General features: G+C 55.9%; 19 protein-coding genes and 2 pseudogenes. 8 read left to right on the forward strand and 13 right to left on the reverse strand.

The window, feature by feature from the left end; all coding sequences use genetic code 11:
• Positions 1–59: 59 nt before the first annotated feature.
• Positions 60–1775: pseudogene (locus L3068_RS13570) on the forward strand (potassium/proton antiporter); the annotation flags it as partial.
• Here the strand turns inward: L3068_RS13570 and L3068_RS25450 are convergent.
• From L3068_RS25450 to L3068_RS13580, 3 genes and pseudogenes are all read right to left on the reverse strand, one after another.
• A pseudogene (locus tag L3068_RS25450) lies at positions 1731–1832 on the reverse strand (hypothetical protein); the annotation flags it as partial. The pseudogenes L3068_RS13570 and L3068_RS25450 overlap by 45 nt on opposite strands.
• Before the next feature lie 9 nt (positions 1833–1841).
• Positions 1842–2912: a catabolic alanine racemase DadX gene (gene dadX / locus L3068_RS13575; protein ID WP_014884256.1), complete on the reverse strand. Its 1071-nt coding sequence runs from the start codon at positions 2910–2912 to the stop codon at positions 1842–1844.
• 9 nt (positions 2913–2921) lie between these two features.
• Positions 2922–4220 (reverse strand): D-amino acid dehydrogenase, encoded by a 1299-nt coding sequence (locus L3068_RS13580; RefSeq protein WP_117580405.1) that lies wholly within the window; start codon positions 4218–4220, stop codon positions 2922–2924.
• Between the two features lie 321 nt (positions 4221–4541).
• Here L3068_RS13580 and L3068_RS13585 point away from each other — a divergent pair, with 321 nt between their 5' ends.
• Complete coding sequence (locus L3068_RS13585) at positions 4542–6074, forward strand: SpoVR family protein (RefSeq protein ID WP_014884258.1); 1533 nt, start codon at positions 4542–4544, stop codon at positions 6072–6074.
• A 110-nt stretch (positions 6075–6184) separates the two neighbouring features.
• Here the strand turns inward: L3068_RS13585 and fadR are convergent, their stop codons facing one another.
• The gene (gene fadR, locus L3068_RS13590) at positions 6185–6904 is read right to left on the reverse strand and encodes a fatty acid metabolism transcriptional regulator FadR (protein WP_014884259.1); all 720 of its coding nucleotides are present in this window, start codon (positions 6902–6904) and stop codon (positions 6185–6187) included.
• 200 nt (positions 6905–7104) lie between these two features.
• On the opposite strand from fadR, the gene nhaB reads away from it, so the two are divergent.
• Both nhaB and dsbB read left to right on the forward strand, forming a co-directional pair.
• Positions 7105–8643, forward strand: a complete 1539-nt coding sequence (gene nhaB / locus L3068_RS13595; RefSeq protein ID WP_117580409.1) for a Na(+)/H(+) antiporter NhaB — start codon at positions 7105–7107, stop codon at positions 8641–8643.
• A 143-nt stretch (positions 8644–8786) separates the two neighbouring features.
• On the forward strand, positions 8787–9317 hold the full coding sequence (gene dsbB / locus L3068_RS13600) for a disulfide bond formation protein DsbB (RefSeq protein WP_014884261.1): 531 nt from the start codon (positions 8787–8789) through the stop codon (positions 9315–9317).
• 99 nt (positions 9318–9416) lie between these two features.
• Here dsbB and ycgN read toward each other — a convergent pair whose 3' ends face one another.
• The 3 genes from ycgN to L3068_RS13615 form a co-directional block, all read right to left on the reverse strand.
• The gene (gene ycgN, locus L3068_RS13605; protein ID WP_014884262.1) at positions 9417–9857 is read right to left on the reverse strand and encodes a cysteine cluster protein YcgN; all 441 of its coding nucleotides are present in this window, start codon (positions 9855–9857) and stop codon (positions 9417–9419) included.
• A 93-nt stretch (positions 9858–9950) separates the two neighbouring features.
• Positions 9951–10610: a fumarylacetoacetate hydrolase family protein gene (locus L3068_RS13610; protein ID WP_014884263.1), complete on the reverse strand. Its 660-nt coding sequence runs from the start codon at positions 10608–10610 to the stop codon at positions 9951–9953.
• 46 nt (positions 10611–10656) lie between these two features.
• On the reverse strand, positions 10657–10932 hold the full coding sequence (locus L3068_RS13615; protein ID WP_014884264.1) for a YcgL domain-containing protein: 276 nt from the start codon (positions 10930–10932) through the stop codon (positions 10657–10659).
• A 123-nt stretch (positions 10933–11055) separates the two neighbouring features.
• Here L3068_RS13615 and minC point away from each other — a divergent pair, with 123 nt between their 5' ends.
• From minC to minE, 3 genes are read left to right on the forward strand one after another with little or no spacing between them, the layout of a single operon-like run.
• The gene (gene minC / locus L3068_RS13620) at positions 11056–11763 is read left to right on the forward strand and encodes a septum site-determining protein MinC (protein ID WP_023330629.1); all 708 of its coding nucleotides are present in this window, start codon (positions 11056–11058) and stop codon (positions 11761–11763) included.
• Between the two features lie 23 nt (positions 11764–11786).
• Positions 11787–12599, forward strand: a complete 813-nt coding sequence (minD, locus tag L3068_RS13625) for a septum site-determining protein MinD (protein ID WP_014884266.1) — start codon at positions 11787–11789, stop codon at positions 12597–12599.
• Between the two features lie 3 nt (positions 12600–12602).
• Positions 12603–12872: a cell division topological specificity factor MinE gene (minE, locus tag L3068_RS13630; protein WP_008500504.1), complete on the forward strand. Its 270-nt coding sequence runs from the start codon at positions 12603–12605 to the stop codon at positions 12870–12872.
• A 74-nt stretch (positions 12873–12946) separates the two neighbouring features.
• Here minE and rnd read toward each other — a convergent pair whose 3' ends face one another.
• From rnd to yoaA, 5 genes are all read right to left on the reverse strand, one after another.
• Positions 12947–14074 carry a ribonuclease D gene (gene rnd / locus L3068_RS13635; protein ID WP_117580470.1) on the reverse strand — a complete coding sequence of 376 codons (1128 nt, stop codon included), beginning with the start codon at positions 14072–14074 and terminating at the stop codon, positions 12947–12949.
• Between the two features lie 71 nt (positions 14075–14145).
• Entirely contained in the window at positions 14146–15831 is a 1686-nt protein-coding gene (gene fadD / locus L3068_RS13640; RefSeq protein ID WP_074146898.1) for a long-chain-fatty-acid--CoA ligase FadD, read from the reverse strand.
• 203 nt (positions 15832–16034) lie between these two features.
• On the reverse strand, positions 16035–16616 hold the full coding sequence (locus L3068_RS13645) for a Slp family lipoprotein (RefSeq protein ID WP_014884269.1): 582 nt from the start codon (positions 16614–16616) through the stop codon (positions 16035–16037).
• A 37-nt stretch (positions 16617–16653) separates the two neighbouring features.
• Positions 16654–17349 (reverse strand): tRNA (adenosine(37)-N6)-threonylcarbamoyltransferase complex dimerization subunit type 1 TsaB, encoded by a 696-nt coding sequence (tsaB, locus tag L3068_RS13650; protein ID WP_014884270.1) that lies wholly within the window; start codon positions 17347–17349, stop codon positions 16654–16656.
• Positions 17350–17415: 66 nt separating this feature from the next.
• Entirely contained in the window at positions 17416–19326 is a 1911-nt protein-coding gene (gene yoaA, locus L3068_RS13655; protein WP_023330632.1) for a DNA repair helicase YoaA, read from the reverse strand.
• A gap of 133 nt (positions 19327–19459) precedes the next feature.
• Between yoaA and L3068_RS13660 the strand changes: the two genes are divergently transcribed.
• Positions 19460–19804 (forward strand): RidA family protein, encoded by a 345-nt coding sequence (locus tag L3068_RS13660; protein ID WP_014884272.1) that lies wholly within the window; start codon positions 19460–19462, stop codon positions 19802–19804.
• A 6-nt stretch (positions 19805–19810) separates the two neighbouring features.
• Here L3068_RS13660 and L3068_RS13665 read toward each other — a convergent pair whose 3' ends face one another.
• Positions 19811–20005 carry a YoaH family protein gene (locus L3068_RS13665; protein ID WP_014884273.1) on the reverse strand — a complete coding sequence of 65 codons (195 nt, stop codon included), beginning with the start codon at positions 20003–20005 and terminating at the stop codon, positions 19811–19813.
• Between the last annotated feature and the right edge of the window lie 14 nt (positions 20006–20019).

Here is a 20019-nt window from a genome sequence, read left to right on the forward strand (position 1 = left end):
ACGTTAATATGTTAGGGTTTTAGTAACAGCGTTAACATTGAGGTGGGAGTAAGAGAACATTGGATGCCGCAGCGATAATCAGCCTTTTCATTTTGGGTTCTGTCCTTGTAACCAGCAGTATTTTATTAAGTTCATTTTCATCGCGTCTCGGCATACCTATTCTTGTTATTTTCCTTGCTATCGGCATGCTGGCTGGCATTGATGGCATCGGCGGTATCCCATTCGATAACTACCCTTTCGCCTACATGGTGAGTAACCTCGCCCTGGCGGTGATCCTGCTTGACGGCGGCATGCGCACGCAGGCGAGCTCCTTCCGCGTGGCCCTGGGGCCTGCGCTTTCACTTGCCACGGTCGGCGTGTTAATTACCTCTGGCCTCACCGGGATGATGGCTGCGTGGCTTTTCCATCTGAATATCATGGAAGGTTTGCTGATTGGCGCGATTGTCGGCTCAACCGACGCGGCAGCCGTGTTTTCCCTGCTCGGTGGAAAAGGGCTTAACGAACGTGTCGGCTCAACGCTTGAGATTGAATCCGGCAGTAACGACCCGATGGCGGTGTTCCTGACCATCACGCTGATCGAGATGATCCAGCAGCACGAGACCGGGCTGAGCTGGATGTTCGCGTGGCATATCCTGCAGCAGTTCGGCCTGGGGATACTGATTGGTCTGGCGGGGGGGTACCTGTTACAGCAGATGATTAACCGCATCTCGCTGCCCTCGGGGCTGTATCCTCTGCTGGCGCTGAGCGGCGGGATCCTGATTTTTGCCGTCACCACCGCGCTGGACGGCAGCGGTATTCTCGCGGTCTACCTCTGCGGATTCCTGATGGGTAACCGCCCTATCCGCAACCGTCACGCTATTTTGCAAAACTTCGACGGTCTTGCCTGGCTGGCGCAAATCGGCATGTTCCTGGTGCTGGGCCTGCTGGTCACGCCCTCGGATCTGCTGCCGATTGCCATTCCGGCGCTGCTGCTGTCTGCGTGGATGATCTTCTTCGCCCGTCCGCTGTCGGTGTTTGCCGGTCTGCTGCCGTTTCGCGGCTTCAACCTGCGCGAGCGTGTCTTTATCAGCTGGGTGGGCCTGCGTGGCGCGGTGCCGATCATCCTTGCCGTCTTCCCGATGATGGCCGGTCTGGATAACGCCCGACTGTTCTTTAACGTGGCGTTCTTCGTGGTGCTGATTTCACTGCTGTTCCAGGGGACGTCCCTCGGATGGGCGGCGAAAAAAGCCAAAGTGGTGGTCCCGCCCGTGGGCTGGCCGGTGTCCCGCGTGGGGCTCGATATTCATCCGGAGAACCCGTGGGAACAGTTCGTCTATCAGTTGAGCGCCGACAAGTGGTGCGTAGGGGCATCGCTGCGCGATTTGCACATGCCGGCCGAAACGCGGATTGCCGCGCTGTTTCGCGATAATGTCCTGCAACACCCTACCGGCAGCACCCGGCTTCGCGAAGGGGATATTTTGTGCGTGATTGGCCGCGAGCGCGATCTGCCCGCGCTGGGCAAGTTGTTCAGCCAGTCGCCGCCGGTGGCGCTGGACCAGCGTTTCTTCGGCGATTTTATTCTGGAAGCCAGCGCCAAATTTGCGGATGTGGCGCTGATTTACGGTCTGGATGAAGGTGCTGAAGACGGTGATAACCAGCAAACGCTGGGCGAAATCATCCAGCAACGACTTGGCGCTGCGCCGGTCGTCGGCGATCAGGTGGAATTTGCCGGGATGATCTGGACCGTTGCCGAAAAAGAAGATAACGCGGTGCGGAAAGTCGGTTTGCGGCCGATGGAAGAGGACGCAGAGTAGCGGGTTTATGCCGGGTGGCGGCTGCGCCTTACCCGGCATAAGAACACGTTACACCGTCACAACTGGCACTCTTGGCGCCAGGGCGCACATCAATTCATACCCCACCGTTCCCGCCGCCGCGGCCACGTCATCAATTTTGACTTCATTGCCCCACAGCTCAACCGGTGAACCGATGCCCGCCTGCGGACACGGCGTGAGGTCAACCGCCAGCATATCCATTGACACGGTCCCCACCGTGCCCGTACGGACGCCGTCCACCCAGACAGGCGTACCGGTTGGCGCGATGCGCGGATAGCCGTCGGCATACCCGCCTGCCACAATACCAATTCGCTGTTCGCCCTGCGCCCGGTAGCGGCTGCCATAGCCCACCGTGTCGCCCGCCTTCAGCGTCTGCACGCCGATTATCTCACTGCGCAGGGACATCACCGGCTTCAGGCCGCTGTTGGCGATATCCTGCCATTGACCGGACGGGGATGCACCATACAGAACGATCCCCGGACGCACCCAGTTATAATGCGCTTCGGGATGCCAAAGCGTCGCCGCAGAATTCGACAGCGAGCGCGGACAGTCCAGCCCTTCTGCCGCCTGCTCAATGCGGACCATGGCATCGGCAATGCCATCCGGTTTTTCCGCATCGGCAAAGTGCGCCATCAGCGTCATTTCGCCCACATTTTTCAGGGCGCGCAGCTGTTGCCAGACCGTATGTACCCGCTCAGGCTGAAAGCCCAGACGGTTCATGCCGCTGTTTACCTTGAGATAGATATCCAGCGGCGCGTGGAGTTTTGCATCCTGAATCGCTTTAATCTGCCAGTTGCTGTGAACGCTGGTGGTCAGACGATACTTATCCAGCAACGGCAGATCCTCGGGGTGGAAGAACCCTTCCAGCAGCAAAATCGGCCCTTTCCAGCCGCGTTCGCGCAGCAGGATAGCCTCTTCCAGATTGAGCAACGCAAAACCGTCGGTGGCGCTGAGCGCGCTCCAGATACGGTCAATACCGTGGCCGTAGGCATTCGCTTTGACTACCGACCAGACGCGCGAACCAGGTGCTGCCCGGCGAACAATTTGCAGGTTTTCCTTCAGGGCCTGCAGATCCAGCTGAGCCAGAACAGGACGGGACATGACAACTCCTTAGTTATGCGCGCCGTGCAGATGCTGTGGACGCGATGGCGTGAACCCTGATTGATAGCGCGCCGCACTTAAATCGTCAAATGGAATGGCTGGCGTGCGCCCGGAAATCAGGTCGCTCAGCAGCTGACCGGATCCGCAGGCCATCGTCCAGCCCAGCGTGCCGTGTCCGGTATTGGTCCACAAATTTTTAAACGGCGTACGGCCAACAATCGGCGTACCGTCCGGGGTCATCGGACGCAGACCGGTCCAGAATGTCGCCTGCTCAACAAAGCCCCCGCGCGGGAACAGGTCCCCCACCACCATCTCCAGCGTTTCACGACGCGGCTGCAGGAGGTCGGTGTTGAAGCCGACAATTTCCGCCATGCCGCCCACGCGGATGCGGTTATCGAAGCGGGTAATGGCGATTTTGTAGGTTTCATCCAGGATGGTTGATACCGGGGCGCCGCTCTCTTCTTTCACCGGAATGGTCAGCGAGTAGCCCTTCAGCGGATAAACAGGAATATCGAGAATGCCTTTCAGCATGGCGGTGGAGTACGAGCCAAATGCCATCACGTAGGCATCCGCTTTGATCACCTCGTCGCCACACTTCACGCCGTAAATTTTTTCCCCTTCCGACAGCAGCTTGTCGACAGCGGTGTTAAAGCGGAATTTCACCCCCGCCTGCTCGCACATGTGCGCCAGACGCTGGGTAAAGAGCTGACAGTCGCCGGTTTCGTCATTAGGAAGACGCAGGCCGCCCGTCAGTTTATGCGCCACTTCCGCCAGGGCAGGCTCCACCTGCCCCAGCTGGCTGGCCTCCAGCAGCTGGTAAGGTACGCCGGCACCTTCCAGCACGGCGATATCGCGGGTGGCGTTTTCATACTGTTGCGCGGTGCGGAACAGCTGCAGCGTGCCGCCCTGACGGCCTTCGTACTCAATGCCGGTCGACGCGCGCAGGGTCTTAAGACAGTCACGGCTGTATTCCGCCAGGCGCACCATGCGCCCTTTGTTTTCCATGTAGTGGCGGGTATCGCAGTTGCGCAGCATCTGCCACATCCACTTCAGCTGGAACGGCGTGCCGTCAAGGCTGATGGCCAGCGGCGCATGGCGCTGGAACATCCATTTGATCGCCTTCAGCGGTACGCCAGGGGCTGCCCACGGCGCCGCATACCCCGGAGAGATTTGCCCGGCATTCGCCGCACTGGTTTCAAGCGCCGGGCCGGATTCACGATCGATAACGGTAACCTCATGTCCTGCCTGACTTAAATACCAGGCGCTGGTTACGCCAACGACACCACTTCCCAGTATGACAACACGCATAGCCACTCCATAATGTGCAAAAGAACAATCTTCTAATTACAGATTGATAACCTAGTTGAAAATATTATTCAACATACGACTTTTTTATGGTGACTTGCCTCACACATCCCCCAGTATCAGGGGATGGTGCTAATTTGGGATCTCATGCTGAGCTTTATTTTTAACCAGCATAAAATGCTGAAGGAGTCGCTTATTTTGCCGTATCAAAAACGGGAAATCGCAAAGAAAAAATTTCTTGTCGGGCACGCTTTTTAACACGTTGATCTATGCTTGAAAGGAGGCTCTCCAGACAGAGAGAGCACCCACAACGAGGGCGCGCTAATGGCTACTATTGATTCCCTGAACAAGGACAACACACGTCTGAGCGATGGACCCGACTGGACCTTCGAGCTGCTGGATGTCTACCTCGCCGAAATCGACCGGGTGGCAAAACTGTATCGCCTGGATACCTATCCCCATCAAATTGAGGTGATTACCTCTGAACAGATGATGGACGCTTACTCCAGCGTCGGGATGCCGATCAACTATCCGCACTGGTCGTTTGGTAAAAAATTCATTGAAACGGAGCGCCTGTATAAACACGGTCAGCAGGGGCTGGCGTATGAGATTGTGATTAACTCCAATCCGTGTATTGCGTATTTAATGGAAGAGAACACCATTACCATGCAGGCGCTGGTGATGGCCCACGCCTGTTACGGCCATAACTCGTTTTTCAAAAATAACTATCTCTTCCGCAGCTGGACGGATGCCAGCTCCATCGTTGATTACCTGATCTTCGCGCGTAAATACATCACCGACTGCGAAGAGCGTTATGGCGTGGATGAGGTGGAGAAACTGCTCGACTCCTGCCACGCCCTGATGAACTACGGCGTGGACCGCTACAAACGCCCGCAGAAAATCTCCCTGCAGGAGGAGAAAGCCCGACAGAAAAGCCGCGAAGAGTATCTGCAAAGCCAGGTGAACATGCTGTGGCGCACCCTGCCGAAGCGTGAGGAAGAGAAAGCCGTCGCCGAGACGCGTCGTTATCCCTCCGAGCCGCAGGAAAACCTGCTCTACTTTATGGAGAAAAACGCCCCGCTGCTGGAGCCGTGGCAGCGTGAGATCCTGCGCATCGTGCGCAAGGTCAGCCAGTATTTCTATCCGCAGAAACAGACGCAGGTGATGAACGAAGGCTGGGCGACATTCTGGCACTACACCATCCTCAACCATCTGTATGACGAGGGGAAAGTGACCGAGCGGTTCATGATGGAGTTTCTCCACAGCCATACCAACGTCGTGTTTCAGCCGCCTTATAACAGCCCGTGGTACAGCGGGATTAACCCGTATGCGCTTGGCTTTGCGATGTTTCAAGATATTAAGCGTATCTGTCAGTCGCCAACGGAAGAAGACAAGTACTGGTTCCCGGATATCGCCGGTTCAGACTGGCTTGAAACGCTGCATTTTGCGATGCGCGATTTTAAGGACGAGAGCTTTATCAGCCAGTTTATGTCGCCGAAGATCATGCGTGATTTCCGCTTCTTCACCGTGCTGGACGATGATCGTAACAACTACCTGGAGATTTCTGCGATTCATAACGAAGAGGGGTACCGCGAGATCCGCTCACGGCTCTCTTCTCAGTACAACCTGAGCAATCTTGAGCCCAATATTCAGGTCTGGAACGTCGATTTACGCGGTGACCGTTCTCTGACGCTGCGTTATATCCCGCACAACCGCGCGCCGCTGGATAAAGGACGTAAAGAGGTGCTGAAGCATGTTCACCGCCTGTGGGGCTTTGACGTGCAGCTGGAACAGCAGAATGAGGACGGCAGCGTAGAACTGCTGGAACGTTGCCCGGCGCGGTTGAATACGTTGTAATGTTTTTTGCCGGGTGGCGGCTACGCCTTACCCGGCCTACGGGTTTTGTAAGCCCGGTAAGCGAAGCGCCACCGGGCGAAAAAAAACCTCTCACTTGAGAGGTTTTTCTTTCAGCGACTCTGAATCGCTAAATCGCCCGGCAGCGTTTTTTGCATGCGATGCCAGATTTCACCGGAATCATGACCGTAGCGACGCACGGTTTCATAAACCTGATCGTGCAGCCCTTCAGTGCAGAGCTTGCTGAGCTTATGGTAGAAACCCAGTGCCAGACTGCGCGCTTCGGGATTGGCAAAGTAGTGACGACCAATGCGGGTATAGAGCCCTTTCATCCCGTTGAGGATAAGACCGTAAATCGGGTTGCCGGAGGCAAACGCCAGACCGCGGAAGACGTTGTAATCGAGGGTGGCAAAGGCATCGGCATGGTCTTCGACCTCGTTTGCGCTGGCCAGCACTGCAAGCGCATCTTCCGGGTGCTGACGGAAAGCGGTACGAATAAAGATCGTCGCGATGTTGGTACGCACGGAGAGCAGATTATCAATGAGCTGCGGTACGCTTTCGTGGTCGAGGCGCGCCAGCGTTTCAAGAATGTTCAGCCCCGAGGTTTCCCAGAAGTTGTTTACTTTTGTCGGCTTGCCGTGCTGGATCGTCAACCATCCATCACGCGCCAGTCGCTGAAGCACTTCACGCAGCGTGGTGCGAGTGACGCCAATCAGTTCAGAGAGTTCGCGTTCAGCCGGAAGAATGGACCCTGCAGGGAAGCGATTATTCCAGATGCTTTCAATGATGTACTCTTCCGCGAAACCCGCCGGGCTCTGCGCCTTAATGACCATAGTGAGATTTCCATTACACAGCTTTAGCAAATTGCACTCATCATACCAGAGGCATGCAGCGGCAGGTAGCGCGGTAAAGAGAGAAAAGAGGGATCGCCGTTTCATTTTTATGAAATTTACAATGCTCGCTTATCCGCCGCCGGGCCGCAATTTTGCGTATACTGATGTTTTGTTTTACGTGACGGGGAAGGACGTCTGTTGTGGAAATTTCTTTTGGGCGCGCGCTGTGGCGCAATTTTTTAGGTCAGTCTCCTGACTGGTACAAACTGATACTGCTGGTTTTCCTGGTCGTTAACCCCCTTATTTTTAGCGTGAACCCGTTTATCGCCGGATGGCTGCTGGTGGCGGAGTTTATCTTCACCCTGGCAATGGCGCTGAAATGTTACCCTCTGCTGCCTGGCGGTCTGCTGGCTTTTGAAGCAGTGGTCATCGGGATGACGTCTGCTGAGCATGTAAAAGCAGAGCTGGCGTCAAATCTGGAAGTGCTCCTGCTGCTGATATTTATGGTGGCCGGGATCTACTTTATGAAACAGCTGCTGCTGTTTATCTTCACTCGCCTGTTGCTCAGCATTCCGTCTAAAACGGTATTGTCGCTGGCGTTTTGCCTTGCTGCTGCCTTTCTTTCGGCCTTCCTGGATGCCTTGACCGTTGTTGCGGTGGTGATCAGCGTCGCCGTCGGGTTTTACGGGATTTATCACCGCGTGGCCTCGTCCCGCCCGGGCGAAGACTTGCAGGATGACAGCCACGTTGAGGCGCATAACCGTGAGGTGCTGGAGCAGTTCCGCGCGTTTCTGCGCAGTCTGATGATGCATGCTGGCGTAGGGACTGCGTTGGGCGGCGTGATGACCATGGTGGGTGAGCCGCAAAACCTGATCATCGCCAAAGCGGCTGAATGGCATTTTGGCGAGTTTTTCCTGCGCATGGCCCCCGTGAGCGTGCCTGTCCTTATCTGCGGGTTAGCAACCTGCATTCTGGTCGAAAAGTTCAGGGTATTCGGCTACGGCGCGCAACTGCCTGAGCCGGTCCGCAGTGAGCTGCATAAATTTGACGAGCAGAGCCGCAAACAGCGCACGCGGCAAGAGACGCTGCGTCTGATTGCGCAGGGTATCATTGGCGTCTGGCTTATCGTCGCGCTGGCATTCCATCTTGCAGAGGTGGGGTTGATTGGCCTCTCCGTCATTATTCTTGCGACCACCTTTAGCGGCGTAACGGATGAGCATGCTATTGGCAAAGCGTTTACGGAAGCCCTGCCATTTACCGCGCTGCTGGCCGTCTTCTTCGCGGTTGTGGCGGTGATTATCGATCAGCATCTGTTTGCCCCCATAATTACCTTTGTGCTGCAGGCTGCACCAGACGCGCAGCTTACGCTCTTCTATCTGTTTAACGGCCTCCTGTCGTCCATCTCCGATAACGTCTTTGTCGGGACGGTCTACATCAACGAAGCCAAATCCGCGATGGAAGAAGGCATTATTAACGCAGGACAGTTTGAGCTGCTGGCCGTGGCCATCAATACCGGCACTAACCTGCCGTCGGTAGCGACGCCAAATGGACAAGCCGCCTTCCTGTTCCTGCTGACCTCTGCCCTTGCGCCACTCATACGTCTTTCTTATGGAAGAATGGTCTGGATGGCGCTGCCCTATACGCTGGTACTCACAATTGTGGGATTGCTTTGCGTCAAAATTACCCTCATTCCCTGTACGCAATGGCTGATACAAGCGGGTATACTTGCGGCGCACTAAATGAGGCCTCTCGGGCAGTTCGCTGCCCGTTTGCCTTTTCGCACGATAAACATCCGATTACGTTTTATTTCGTCAGGTACAGGTGGCGCGAAAAACGAATTCGTTTACACTGCGCTTTCTAAGCATGTTCCAGGGAAATGATTATGTTGAGATTTTTAAACCAGTGCTCTCGCGGTCGCGGAGCGTGGTTGTTGATGGCCCTGACCGCCTTTGCGCTGGAAATGGTCGCGCTGTGGTTCCAGCACGTGATGGGGCTGAAACCCTGCGTGCTCTGTATCTACGAGCGCTGCGCCCTGTTTGGCATTATGGGTGCGGGCCTGGTAGGCGCCATCGCCCCGAAATCGCCGTTGCGCTACGCGGGTATTGCAATCTGGCTGTACAGCGCCTGGAAAGGAATTGAACTCTCCTGGCAGCACACCATGATGCAGCTGCATCCGTCACCGTTTATGACCTGTGATTTTGCCGCCCGCTTCCCGAGCTGGCTGCCGCTGGATAAATGGCTGCCGCAGGTGTTTGTCGCATCCGGTGACTGCTCTGTCCGTCAGTGGGAATTCCTGACGCTGGAGATGCCACAGTGGCTGGTGGGGATTTTTGTCGCCTACTTCATCGTGGCGTTGCTGGTGCTGATTGCCCAGCCGTTCAAGCCGAAGAAACGTGATTTGTTCGGAAGGTAAAAGCAAAACGGCAACGTCAGTTTTGTAGGTCGGGTAAGCGCAGCGCCACCCGACACAACAGCGCATAATAAAAAACCCGCCTCGGCGGGTTTTTTATTATCACCGATTAGGGTGATTCATAATATGGTCTTCCCAGTCCCGCACCTCGGACTCTTTCACCGCGATGTGGCGCACCGAAATGCGCTCGCCGTGCATCGCCGCTTTCGAACCGGTGAGCAACGGATGCCAGTCTGGTAACCCTTTCCCTTCCGCCAGCAGGCGATACGCGCAGGTATGGGGCAGCCATTCAAAGGTGGGCAGATTATCACGGGTTAACTTGATGCAGTCCGGCTCAAATTCGAACCGACGCTCATAGTTGCGGCACTGGCAGGTTTTAATGTTCAACTGCTTGCAGGCCACGTTGGTGAAGTAGATTTCGTCCGTATCTTCATCCATCAGCTTGTGCAGGCAGCACTGCCCGCAGCCGTCGCACAATGATTCCCATTCCGCGTCAGTCATGTCGTCAAGAGTTTTGCTTTGCCAGAAAGGGATGTCGTTCATCAGGATGTCCACACGTCAAAAGAAAGCGCACCTTATAACGAGTCTGGCACGTTGTTGCAAGTTTTGCCGCCCTCTTCAGGCGGCAAGATGTGGTTACAGCACACGGGTTTTCAGCGACAGGCCGTTAAAACCGACCTCCAGTTCATCGCCGCTGAGGAGCGGGCCAACCCCTTCAGGCGTACCGGTCAGGATCACATCGCCTGGTTTAAGGGTGAAGAAGCGGCTCATGTAGGCAATCAGCGGCACAATCTTATGGATCATGTCTGCCGTGCTGCCCTGCTGGCGGATGTCACCGTTCACCTTCAGGCTGAGCGGCGTGTTCTGTGGATCGGTGGTAAATTCACTGACCGGAATGAATCCCGAAATCGGACACGCGTTGTCAAAGCCTTTGGCTTTTTCCCACGGCTGCCCGGCCTTCTTCATTTTTCCCTGCACATCACGCAGCGTCAGATCCAGCGCGACGCCGTAGCCAGCAATCGCTTTCTGGACATGCTCTTCGGAGGCCTGGCGCAGCGTGGCGCCGATCAGCACCGCGAGCTCAACTTCGTGATGCACTGACCCCAGCCCCTGCGGCAACGCCAGCGGCTGGCGGATATCGCAAAGCGCCGTCTCTGGCTTAATAAACAGAACCGGCTCTTCTGGTGTTGCGCTGCCCATCTCCTGAATATGCTTTGCGTAGTTACTGCCCACGCAGACCACTTTGCTGACGGGATAATCCAGTAACGCACCTTGCCAGTTATGATGTTGATACATGCTCGACCCCTAATCGGTTGATGTGATGCGCCCGAAACAGCTGAGACTATTTTTTCCCGTTCGCCTCAAGGTGCTGTTTTAATAAATTCTCAGGCGGTGGTGGAAGCTGTAAATAATAGCCTTGCTCGGCTAATGCCGTTTTCACTTTATCCAGATCGGCATTGACCAGTTTCTTACGACCATCCAGCGGCAGCAGCATCGCCAGCTGTGGTCGGCCAAAGCTCTTCATTAATTCTTCAGGCACGCGTGAAAAATCGTCTTTCTTTTCGACATAAAGATAGGTCTGGTCACGGCTTGTACTTCTGTAGATCACACAAAACATGTTTTTACTCTGAATTAATGGGTGGTTGCTTGCCTCAATATACTCCTGACTATAACATGCCTGATACTCTTCGGAATATCGCAGCGAATGGTTGCGGTTAATAGCAAATTGAGTAAGGCCAGGATGTCAAACACGCCCATCGAGCTTAAAGGCAGTAGCTTCACCTTATCAGTGGTACATTTGCATGATGCAAAACCCGAGGTTATTCGTCAGGCGTTAGAAGACAAAATCGCGCAGGCTCCCGCTTTTCTGAAACACGCCCCTGTTGTTATCAACGTGAGTGGTCTTGAGGCTCCGGTTAACTGGAAACTTCTCCAGCAGGCCGTCTCCTCTACTGGCCTGCGAATTGTCGGCATCAGTGGCTGTAAAGATAGCGAGCTGAAAGCGGAAATCGACCGTGCCGGGCTGCCCCTTCTTAATGAAGGTAAAGAAAAAGCCCCGCGTGCAGCGCCTGCTGCCGTGCAGGCGCCCCCTCCTGTGGTGCAAAACGTTACTCCCGTCACAAAAACGCGAATGATTGACGTACCGGTTCGTTCCGGTCAGCGCATTTATGCACCAAACTGTGATCTGATTGTTACAAGCCACGTCAGTGCTGGCGCAGAGCTTATTGCAGATGGCAATATTCACGTTTACGGTATGATGCGTGGACGTGCGCTCGCAGGCGCAAGTGGCGATCGGGACGCGCAAATATTTTGTACTCACCTGACGGCGGAACTGGTGTCCATCGCAGGTGAATATTGGCTGAGCGACAAGATCCCAGCCGAATTTTATGGCAAAGCGGCTCGTCTGCGACTGGCAGACGACGCGTTGACCGTTCAACCGTTGAATTGATCCCTTTTTAACAAGGAATTTCTATGGCACGCATTATTGTTGTTACTTCGGGTAAAGGAGGCGTTGGCAAGACCACCTCCAGCGCGGCCATCGCTACTGGTTTGGCCCAGAAGGGAAAGAAAACCGTCGTTATCGACTTCGATATCGGTCTGCGTAACCTCGACCTGATCATGGGGTGTGAGCGTCGCGTCGTGTATGACTTCGTCAACGTCATTCAGGGCGATGCCACGCTGAACCAGGCGCTGATTAAAGACAAGCGCACCGAGAACCTCTACATCCTCCCGGCCTCTCAGACGCGTGACAAAGACGCCCTGACCCGTGAAGGTGTCGAAAAGGTACTCGAGGAGCTGAGAAAAATGGAGTTCGACTTCGTTGTCTGTGACTCCCCTGCCGGCATCGAAACCGGTGCCCTGATGGCACTCTACTTTGCTGATGAAGCGATCATCACCACCAACCCTGAAGTCTCATCCGTGCGTGACTCCGACCGTATTCTCGGCATCCTCGCCTCCAAATCCCGTCGTGCGGAAAATGGCGAAGAGCCGATCAAAGAGCACCTGCTGCTGACCCGTTATAACCCGGGTCGCGTCAACAAAGGTGACATGCTGAGCATGGAAGACGTACTGGAGATCCTGCGCATTAAACTGGTGGGCGTCATCCCGGAAGACCAGTCCGTGCTGCGCGCCTCTAACCAGGGCGAGCCCGTGATCCTTGATACGACGGCAGATGCAGGTAAAGCTTATGCTGATACTGTTGACCGTCTGCTGGGAGAAGAACGTCCTTTCCGCTTCATTGAAGAAGAGAAGAAAGGTTTCCTCAAACGCCTGTTCGGAGGATAAGTTATGGCATTACTGGACTTTTTTCTCTCGCGGAAAAAGAACACCGCCAACATCGCAAAAGAACGTCTGCAAATCATCGTTGCGGAGCGTCGTCGTAGCGACGCCGAGCCTCATTACCTGCCGCAGCTGCGTAAGGACATCCTGGAAGTGATCTGTAAGTACGTACAGATTGACCCGGAGATGGTCACGGTGCAGCTGGAGCAAAAAGACGGGGATATTTCGATTCTGGAGCTGAACGTGACGCTTCCGGAAGCGGAAGAGTCGCGCCCGTAGGGTTCTGATTTTGTAGCCCCGGTAAGCGCAGCGCCACCGGGGGAATATGCCGGGTATATCGCCCGGCATATTTTTTACCGCGGATACCCTTCCAGCAGAGTATTCATACGATCGGCCATCAATTCTCCACGCCAGCCCGCCATCAGTTCCGGCAGGCCATTCTGCGGTTTCAGCTTCCAGTGCCAGTTCAGCAGCTGGTTAATCTGACGACGCGATGCCAGCAGCTCAGCACTCAGCTTACTTTCAGTGGCGACGTTCTGCACCAGCGCTTTGATATCCTTAAACGCTTTGCGGTAACCCGGCATATCCATCAGATTCAACAGCGGTTCCGGCAGCGCATCTTCCGGCAACGCCTGCGCTTTTGCGACCAGCGCCAGCAGGGTTTTACCGTGGAAACGGATCTCACTGCCCGAAAGCCCAATGCTGTCCAGCTCCCCCAGGCTGCCCGGCATATAGCGCGCAACTGCCCAGAGATGTTCCTCGCGCACCACAAAGTTAACCGCCAGATCGCGCTCGCGCGCTTTGCGTAAACGCCAGTCCGCTAACAGCTGCAGGCACGCCAGCTGACGCGTACGCAGCTGCCAGGCGTTGCTGATCTCACGCCATGCCTCTTTCGGATCAACCACTTCCTGGCGACGCAGCTGCGTCATACGACACTCGTCCAGCGCGGCAGAGAGCCATCCGGAGGCCTCCGCCTCTTTCATCAGTTGTCCGGCAATCGGCAGAAGGTAAAACACGTCTGCCGCCGCATATTCCAGCTGACGTTCGGTAAGCGGGCGCGCCAGCCAGTCAGTACGGGATTCACTTTTGTCCAGCGTCAGGCCCGTATACTCCTCCACCATGGCGGCAAAGCCCCAGGAGAGCGGACGACCGCTAAAAGCCGCAAGGATCTGCGTATCGATCAGCGGCTGAGGCATGATGCCAAAGGTATTCAGAAAAACTTCCAGATCTTCACTGCCTGCGTGCAGGTATTTCGTTACTGCCGTATCCAGCAGCAGGTCACGCATCGGCGTCCAGTCGGTGATGCCGAGCGGGTCGATCAGCGAGACGTGCTTGCCGTCATACATCTGAATCAAACCCAGCTGCGGATAGTACGTCCGGGTACGGACAAACTCGGTATCCAGAGCGATGGCAGGAAAGTCGCGCGTCACTTCGCACAGCGAAGCCAGCTCGTCGTTGGTCGTGATCATCTGGTAATTCAAATCGGATTCTCTTTTGTTTGCGCCCATAAAAAACGCCGGCTTAACCGGCGTCAGGGCGATTAACGTGAAGCTCAGGCCTTATTGTCTACTTTGGCACGGGCTTCGTCACGTAATTCTCGTCGTAATATCTTCCCGACGTTGGATTTCGGCAGCTCATCGCGGAATTCCACCAGCTTCGGCACTTTATAGCCCGTCAGCTGACGACGACAGAACGTTATCAGCGCTTCCTCGGTGAGTGAAGGATCTTTTTTGACCACAAATATCTTCACCGCTTCCCCGCTGCTGCCGGAAGGCACGCCCACCGCCGCAACTTCCAGCACGCCGCTGTGCTGCATGACCACGTCTTCGATTTCGTTCGGATAGACGTTGAAACCGGAGACCAGAATCATATCTTTTTTGCGATCGACGATGCGCAGGAAGCCTTCGTCATCCATCACCGCAATATCGCCGGTATGCAGCCAGCCGTCTTTAATGATTTCGTCTGTTGCATCCGGGCGTTGCCAGTAGCCCAGCATCACCTGCGGCCCTTTCACGCATAGCTCGCCCGGTTCGCCCGGCGCGACGTCGTTATCGTTGTCATCGACCAGTTTGGCCTCCGTGGAGGGAACCGGCAGGCCAATGCTTCCGCTGTGGTAGTCAATGTCATGCGGGTTGACGCTGACCAGCGGTGCGCATTCCGTCAGGCCATAACCTTCCAGCAGATACTGCCCGGTGAGTTTCACCCAGCGCTCGGCGACCGCCTGCTGAACCGGCATACCGCCTCCCGCAGAGAGGTGCAAAGTTGAGAAATCCAGCTGCTGGAATTCTTTATTGTTGAGCAGCGCGTTGAACAAGGTATTTACCCCGGTCATGGCGGTGAAGGGGTATTTTGCCAGCTCTTTCACCAGCCCCGGAATGTCTCGCGGGTTAGTGATCAGGACGTTTTGACCGCCCAGCTCAATAAACAGCAGGCAGTTCATGGTCAGCGCGAAAATGTGATACAGCGGTAGCGCCGTGATCACCAGTTCTTTGCCCGGATGCAGCAGCGGCCCGTAGGTGGCATTGACCTGTTCAAGGTTTGCCAGCATGTTGCGGTGGGTTAGCATCGCCCCTTTGGCCACGCCGGTTGTGCCGCCGGTGTATTGCAGAAAAGCGAGGTCCTCAGAGACCACTTCCGGTTTGACGTATTGCATGCGATAGCCCGCATGCAGCGCGCGGCGGAAGGAGATGGCATCCGGCAGATGGTATTTTGGCACCAGGCGCTTGACGTATTTAACCACAAAGTTAACCAGCGTCCCTTTGGCGGTGGACAGCTGATCCCCCATGCGCGTCAGGATGACATGTTTAACCTGGGTTTTGTCGACCACTTTTTCCAGGGTATGGGCAAAGTTAGAAACAATAACTATCGCCACCGCACCGCTGTCATTGAGCTGGTGTTCCAGCTCGCGCGGGGTGTAAAGCGGGTTGACGTTGACGACAATCATCCCGGCACGCAGGATACCGAACAGCGCCACCGGGTATTGCAGCAGGTTCGGCATCATCAGCGCGACGCGGTCCCCTTTTTGCAGCCCAAGCCCTTCCTGCAGATAGGCCGCAAACGCCCGGCTACGCTCCTCAAGCTTACGGAACGTCATTACCTCGCCCATATTCACAAATGCGGGCTGGTCTGCGTAACGCCTTACCGAGTGTTCAAATAATTCAACCAGGGATTGATAACGGTCAGGATTGATCTCGGCAGGAACATCTGCGGGATAACGGTTAAGCCAAACCTTTTTCAATGCATCACCTCTGAAATGAGTGTTCGTCGTCATCACAACCCCGATAATAAACAGTTTGTTAACATTATATTAACTCAGCGTACCAGTTTATTAATTGTTCAGATTTAAGGTTGCGAAGCGCGTCACTCTTTTTTTTCGTATTATCCGTAAAAAAACAGAGACAGCGGCTAAGCCGCTGTCTCTTTCCTAGCAATAACAGTAAGTTACTCAGTTACGATCGTCTGGACCTGCGCAGGACCGGGGTTATACCAGCCCCAACCCGGGTAACCATAACGATAAGGATGCGGACCCCACATCCACGGGTCAATCGGCTGAGGCGGCATGATCACCTGCTGTGCCAGACGCCAGCGTTTATACCCATTGACCTGCATGGTCATGAATTTATAAGGCGTGTTGCCGATTTTACCCTGCACGGCGCCGGTTATCGGTCCGACGACGGTCACCAGTTGCCCACGGAAATCAACGGGATCGAGGAAACCACTGACATCCGCATAGATGCGTCCCCGGGAGGCCTCACCCAGTACGGGTCGCGCACCGCTGTCCAGCGGCACGGTAGCAATCTCCAGCCGGGTTTTCCCCTGCTGGTTCTGCACCTCGATCACTTTCCCGCCGAAGCGCGCTTCCTGGCCGACGTAAAGCTCAGGCGCATTCATCACCCGAACCAGATCCTGCTGGGGCGTCGGGCTACTGCCCTTGATCGCATCAGGGACGGATACGCATCCGCTCAGTGCTATGGCAACCGCGCCTGCCATAAAAAGGCGTACTACTTTAGTCTGAACCGCCATGATGCGACTCCTTTTTCTCAGTTCCTGTTACTGAGATTCACTCGCGGCCCGGAAGTTTCTTCCACGCGACGGTGTTTCGCAAATAAACCGGCTCCGCGTGTTCAACGGCAACGGTTTTTCCTGCTGCGAGCAGCTGAGTGGCAATCGGAAGCATGTCTTCCGCCGCTGGCAGCAGCATGTTGCCGTCCACCAGCGTCACGCCAGTGTCGTTCGCCATGTCTGGCCATGCCGGCCAGCCCGTCCCCACGGTCGCCCACTCGCCGGACAGTTGCTTAAGACGTTCAGTGACCGCGTCAGGTTTAAGTACCGCTTCCGTCTCTTCGCCGTGCCAGACGCCGTTTTCATCACGAGTATATTCCGCCCAGTAAACTTCCCCCATGCGGGCATCAATGGCGGCCAGCACGCGGGTGGCGCCCGTCATACGCCAGGCCCCCTGCGCCATCGTCGCAAGCGTAGAGACGCCGATCATCGGCAGGTCAGCGCCCAGCGCCAGTCCCTGAGCAATGCCAATGCCAATACGGACGCCCGTAAAGCTGCCGGGCCCGCGGCCAAAGGCCAGGGCATCAAGGTCGGTTAAGGCGGTGTTGCCCTGAGTTAAAATGTCTTTTACCAGGGGCAGAATACGTTGGGTGTGTTCCCGTGGGCACTCTTCGAAATGAGCAGAAACAGCACCATCACTCAGCAGAGCAACAGAGCAAGCCTCTGTTGCGGTATCAATAGCCAGAATTCGCATCAGTCGTCGCGCTCTCGCAAGGGTCAGTCACAAAATGGCGCGCATCTTAGCACACTCCGGGGCAAATTACTCCGCCGTTGGGTTTGCCAGAAAACGCACCGCGCGTTTTATATCCCGCGTCCGTGGCGCTGGAGGGAGGCTCGCAAGGAAGGTTGCGCCGTAAGGGCGCATGACCAGCCGGTTATCGCAGATAACCAGCACGCCGCGATCGGTCACGTCGCGGATTAAGCGCCCTACCCCTTGCTTGAGCGTGATGACCGCCTCAGGCAGCTGAACCTCGTCGAACGGATCGCCTCCGCGCAGGCGGCAGTCTTCCATCCGCGCTTTCAACAGCGGGTCATCCGGGGAGGTAAACGGCAGTTTGTCAATAATGACCAGCGAGAGCGTATCGCCACGCACGTCCACCCCTTCCCAGAAGCTGCTGGTGGCAACCAGCAGGGCATTACCGGCGCTGACAAACTGCTGGAGCAGTTGTCCTTTGCTGGTTTCCCCCTGCAACAGCACCGGCAGAGTCATGGTGGCACGGAACTGCTCGGCGAGGTCACGCATCATGGCGTGCGACGTGCAAAGCATAAAGCAGCGCCCGTTGTTGGCCTCAATCATGGGCTTTAGCATCGCCGCCAGATGACGCGCGGCGCCCGGCTGGTTTGGCAGCGGTAAATTGCGCGGGACGCAGAGCAGCGCCTGCTTTTCATAATCAAACGGGCTTGGCAGCAGCAGCGACTCCGCCTGCTCAATGCCGAGGCGCTCGGTAAAGTGGTGCAGATCGTCATTCACCGACAGGGTTGCCGAGGTAAAGATCCAGCTTCCCGGTTTCTGCGCCATCACCTCTTTAAATTTATCGGCCACGGTCAGCGGCGTAAGCGCCAGGGTGAAGTGGCGCGAGGTGCATTCATACCAGTAGCTGTACCCTGGCTGGTTGATTTCTTTCAGCCGTTTCAACCGTCCGCGGTACAACGTGGCGCGTTCGAAGGCGGCATCCAGCAGTGCGGAGCGACCAAGCGACAGCTTCGCGACGTCATAACAGAGTTCAAGGGCATCGTCGAGCAGCAGCAGCGCGCGCTGGATGTTTTTGTCCGCCAGCAGCTCGCGCAGGTTACCGCGATAGCCGGGTTCACCAAGCTGTAAACGGAAATCCTGCGCGCTTTGCGCCAGGCGGTCGGCACACTTCTGCAGCTGCTGGGTATCTTTGAGTTCGGTCCGGTAGGCGATGGTGAAATCTTTTGCCAGGTCCTGCAGCTGGCGGCTGGAGAGCGACTGGCCAAAATACTGGCTGGCGATATCCGGAAGCTGGTGGGCTTCATCGAAGATCATGACATCCGCTTCAGGGATCAGCTCACCGAAGCCGCTGTCCTTAACCACCATATCTGCGAGGAACAGATGGTGGTTGACCACCACCACATCGGCATCCATCGCCGTTTTACGCGCTTTCACCACAAAGCAGTCTTTATACAGCGGACAGTCGCTGCCGAGGCAGTTGTCGTTGGTGCTGGTCACCAGCGGCCAGGCAGGAGAGTCTTCCGGCACGCTCGCACAGGTGCTGATATCCCCCTCTTCCGTCTGGTTGGCCCAGGCGCGAAGGATAATCACGTCGCTCAGGGTCTGAACCGGCAGATCGCCGCCCGCCAGCGCCTGCTGTTCAAGGCGTTCCAGGCAAAGGTAGTTAGAACGGCCTTTCAGCAGCGCCAGTCGGCCCTTGTATTTCAGCGCTTTCGCCACGGTGGGCAAATCACGGCTGTAGAGCTGATCCTGCAGCGCTTTTGAACCGGTGGAGATAATGACCTTCTTTTTTGCCCGCAGCGCCGGAGCGAGGTACGCGTAGGTTTTCCCCGTGCCGGTACCGGCCTCGACCACCAGCGGCTGCGCCTTGTCGATAGCGTGCGCTACGGCATGCGCCATCTGCCGCTGAGGTTCACGCGGTTTGAAGCCGGGAATCGCTTGTGCTAACTGACCTTCAGGGGAAAAATCGTCTGCCACGGTGCTCTCTCACTGTATTTTTGCACAGGGATTATGTCAGTCCCGCCTCTCCAGTGCCACCCCAAATAGTGACGACGCCGGCACAATATGGCAGTCTTGCCGCCTGATGACGAAAAATAACGAGGAAACGTTTATGACGATTAAGCGCATTGATGCCGAAGCCCGCTGGTCTGATGTGGTGATCCACAACCAGACGCTCTACTACACTGGCGTACCGGCTAACCTGGACGCGGATGCCTTCGAGCAAACGGCCAACACGCTGGCGCAAATTGATGCCGTGCTGGAAAAACAGGGCAGCGATAAATCCCGCATTCTGGATGCGACCATTTTTCTGGCCAATAAAGATGATTTTGCGGCGATGAACAAAGCCTGGGATGCATGGGTGGTGGCGGGTCACGCGCCTGTACGCTGCACTGTACAGGCCACGCTGATGAAACCGGAGTATAAGGTCGAAATTAAGATTATCGCGGCGGTTTAAGCCCGATCACTCCTCTTGATCTTCTGGATCATCATCTTCGAATCGCGCCACAATCCGCTCGCCGGAATGACTGGCGCGAATCTCCTGAGCGACGACGGTAATCGCCTGTCCGCTGCTCATTCCCTGGGACATCAGTTCCTGAATTCGCTCAACCGCTTTCTGCTGCTGTTCATGGCTCAGAGAAGGTAAACCTGCAAACATCGTCAACTCCTGCT

The sequence above is a fragment of the Enterobacter cloacae complex sp. ECL414 genome (assembly GCF_021869685.1).
In the GTDB taxonomy this organism is placed as follows: Bacteria; Pseudomonadota; Gammaproteobacteria; order Enterobacterales; family Enterobacteriaceae; genus Enterobacter; species Enterobacter kobei.

What these genes read in the sequence shown, in the direction of transcription:
- L3068_RS13665 (WP_014884273.1), bottom strand. Translation starts at nt 20,005, where the DNA reads ATGTTTGCAGGTTTACCTTCTCTGAGCCATGAACAGCAGCAGAAAGCG.
- L3068_RS13645 (WP_014884269.1), bottom strand. Translation starts at nt 16,616, where the DNA reads ATGGCGGTTCAGACTAAAGTAGTACGCCTTTTTATGGCAGGCGCGGTT.
- minD (WP_014884266.1), top strand. Translation starts at nt 11,787, where the DNA reads ATGGCACGCATTATTGTTGTTACTTCGGGTAAAGGAGGCGTTGGCAAG.
- fadR (WP_014884259.1), bottom strand. Translation starts at nt 6,904, where the DNA reads ATGGTCATTAAGGCGCAGAGCCCGGCGGGTTTCGCGGAAGAGTACATC.
- L3068_RS13585 (WP_014884258.1), top strand. Translation starts at nt 4,542, where the DNA reads ATGGCTACTATTGATTCCCTGAACAAGGACAACACACGTCTGAGCGAT.
- minE (WP_008500504.1), top strand. Translation starts at nt 12,603, where the DNA reads ATGGCATTACTGGACTTTTTTCTCTCGCGGAAAAAGAACACCGCCAAC.
- L3068_RS13610 (WP_014884263.1), bottom strand. Translation starts at nt 10,610, where the DNA reads ATGTATCAACATCATAACTGGCAAGGTGCGTTACTGGATTATCCCGTC.
- L3068_RS13660 (WP_014884272.1), top strand. Translation starts at nt 19,460, where the DNA reads ATGACGATTAAGCGCATTGATGCCGAAGCCCGCTGGTCTGATGTGGTG.
- L3068_RS13615 (WP_014884264.1), bottom strand. Translation starts at nt 10,932, where the DNA reads ATGTTTTGTGTGATCTACAGAAGTACAAGCCGTGACCAGACCTATCTT.
- dadX (WP_014884256.1), bottom strand. Translation starts at nt 2,912, where the DNA reads ATGTCCCGTCCTGTTCTGGCTCAGCTGGATCTGCAGGCCCTGAAGGAA.
- L3068_RS13580 (WP_117580405.1), bottom strand. Translation starts at nt 4,220, where the DNA reads ATGCGTGTTGTCATACTGGGAAGTGGTGTCGTTGGCGTAACCAGCGCC.
- tsaB (WP_014884270.1), bottom strand. Translation starts at nt 17,349, where the DNA reads ATGCGAATTCTGGCTATTGATACCGCAACAGAGGCTTGCTCTGTTGCT.
- dsbB (WP_014884261.1), top strand. Translation starts at nt 8,787, where the DNA reads ATGTTGAGATTTTTAAACCAGTGCTCTCGCGGTCGCGGAGCGTGGTTG.
- ycgN (WP_014884262.1), bottom strand. Translation starts at nt 9,857, where the DNA reads ATGAACGACATCCCTTTCTGGCAAAGCAAAACTCTTGACGACATGACT.
- minC (WP_023330629.1), top strand. Translation starts at nt 11,056, where the DNA reads ATGTCAAACACGCCCATCGAGCTTAAAGGCAGTAGCTTCACCTTATCA.